The organism is Streptococcus cristatus, assembly GCF_001588905.1.
Lineage (GTDB): Bacteria > Bacillota > Bacilli > Lactobacillales > Streptococcaceae > Streptococcus > Streptococcus cristatus_N.
Genome location: NZ_LAWH01000088.1, coordinates 1 through 267, shown reverse-complemented (window position 1 = coordinate 267; position 267 = coordinate 1). Strand labels below are relative to the sequence as shown.

Genomic DNA, 267 nt, shown 5'->3' with positions numbered 1-267 from the left:
TACTTTCCTGTTATGGCATGGATTTCCCTTTAGGGTCTCTGAAGCGTATTTCCGTCACCGAAAAAGGCAGAAAAAGGGAAACTGAAGGGAGGATAGTAGTAAAGTTTGAATGGTGGTAGTGTAATGTATGATATCCGTTGGTTTTGGTTTCGGTTGTGAAAAGTTTTTTGGTATGATATTTTGCAAGTAGCATATATTTCTTGTGTGAGAAAGGTATATTTTGTATGTTCCCGCGCGTTTCCGTATTTTCCGCTTCCGTATTTTCCG

1 protein-coding gene is annotated in these 267 nt (G+C 39.3%); it reads right to left on the bottom strand.

Annotation, left to right across the window (positions count from 1 at the left end; all coding sequences use genetic code 11):
* Positions 1-10: 10 nt before the first annotated feature.
* On the bottom strand, positions 11-267 hold a 257-nt coding region (locus A0765_RS10785; protein WP_207638209.1), incomplete at its 5' end, for a hypothetical protein.